Source organism: Hymenobacter lapidiphilus, from assembly GCF_013377885.1.
Taxonomy (GTDB): Bacteria; Bacteroidota; Bacteroidia; order Cytophagales; family Hymenobacteraceae; genus Hymenobacter; species Hymenobacter lapidiphilus.
The window spans coordinates 1-735 of the sequence record NZ_JABKAU010000107.1; the positions used below are offsets into that span (position 1 = coordinate 1).

Genomic DNA, 735 nt, shown 5'->3' on the forward strand with positions numbered 1-735 from the left:
ATTTGCTTTATCGCCTACTCTCTACCCATTCAACGGCCATGTCGCTCGGAAAACACGTTGTAGCAAAAGTTGCCCTGGTCCTGTTGTGCGGGCACAGCACCGCACGCGGGCAAGCCCCGGATTCGACGGGGCTCAAAGGGCGCTGGTACGCCGGCGCCGGCGTGGCTTCTCACAAGTACTTTACTCTCAACGGCCCCACTTCGCAGATACGGCCCGCGTATGTATCCGCCGGCTATTACCTCACGCCCCGGGTTGCTCTTCAAGCCGAGTTGCAGTATGGGCAGCGAACACAACAAAGCAACGGCGGGGAAAGCGTGATTGATGGCGAGACGTTTAGCGTTCGAACGAAGGAAAGAATCAAGAGCACGGCGCTCACGGTGTTGCTGCGCTACAGCGGGCGCCGCCCGCAGCGGCCCCTTCAACTGGATTGGTTGCTGGGCGTGGCCGTGGTGCACGGCCGTTCGTCCGAGACAATTACCCGGACCTCCCCCACCCGCAGCCAAAGTTATACCTCCCCGACCAGGGATTTGACGGAGCCGCATTTGGTGGCGGGCCTCGGGTTGCGCTACCAGCTGGGCCCGCACGTGGCGGTGGGAGCCCAAGCGGTCGTCAACAAAAACCTTCGCATTCTGCCTTATGGAGGCTTTGGCATGATCCTGGGCAGCGGGGCCAACCTGGGCGTCACCTATTTGTTCGGGCCGACCAAGCCGTAACCCGCCAGTTTAAAAAAACGGT

At 60.8% G+C, this 735-nt stretch carries 1 protein-coding gene; it reads left to right on the forward strand.

Annotation, left to right across the window (positions count from 1 at the left end; all coding sequences use genetic code 11):
* The coding region (locus HW554_RS20295; protein ID WP_218134819.1) for an outer membrane beta-barrel protein at window positions 1-713 on the forward strand (713 nt) is incomplete at its 5' end.
* Between the last annotated feature and the right edge of the window lie 22 nt (window positions 714-735).